The organism is Haloferax sp. Atlit-6N, assembly GCF_003383195.1.
In the GTDB taxonomy this organism is placed as follows: Archaea; Halobacteriota; Halobacteria; order Halobacteriales; family Haloferacaceae; genus Haloferax; species Haloferax gibbonsii.
In genome coordinates, this window is sequence record NZ_QEQJ01000165.1 from 1 (window position 1) to 533 (window position 533).

At 49.2% G+C, this 533-nt stretch carries 1 protein-coding gene; it reads left to right on the top strand.

Annotation, left to right across the window (positions count from 1 at the left end):
* Positions 1–281: 281 nt before the first annotated feature.
* Positions 282–533, top strand: a 252-nt coding sequence (locus DEQ92_RS21740) for a DUF1616 domain-containing protein (RefSeq protein WP_115821774.1), incomplete at its 3' end; no start/stop codon positions are given.

Genomic DNA, 533 nt, shown 5'->3' on the forward strand with positions numbered 1-533 from the left:
AATTAAACTCTTCATTTTCCAAATATGAAAACCAAGGAAAGGTGAGACAATCTGCCGTGTTACATCCCAATACAGCTATTACAAGCCACCCTTCGCTATTCGTCTAAAAGTAAACTTAGTCTTACACGTCCGCTCATATATGTAGTTTCTACTTCTCGTTAAGAAGCTCCTAAAAGGCAAGCGCTCGCTGGGCTTTTGCGGACACCGAAAACTGTGGAGCAGCATCGCCAAGCTAATCCTCAAAGACACCGTTTATATTTCTGAAGCAACTGCCGGGACATATGACAGACGACACCCGATGGCAACTGCTCCTTCCATCGGGACTTCGTAATCTTCCTGCTGATCTTGCAGCGGTCGTCGTTCTCGTCTTTCTGACGATCGCCGCGGTCGTTCTGCCAGGGATCCGGACCACCCCACTTCGCGTTCTGTTTGGACTCCCGTTCGTGCTTTTTGTCCCTGGGTATGCATTCATTGCCGCATTATTTCCAGAACAAGGACACGGGCCGTCTGATGAGGAGACTCCAGATGCTGGG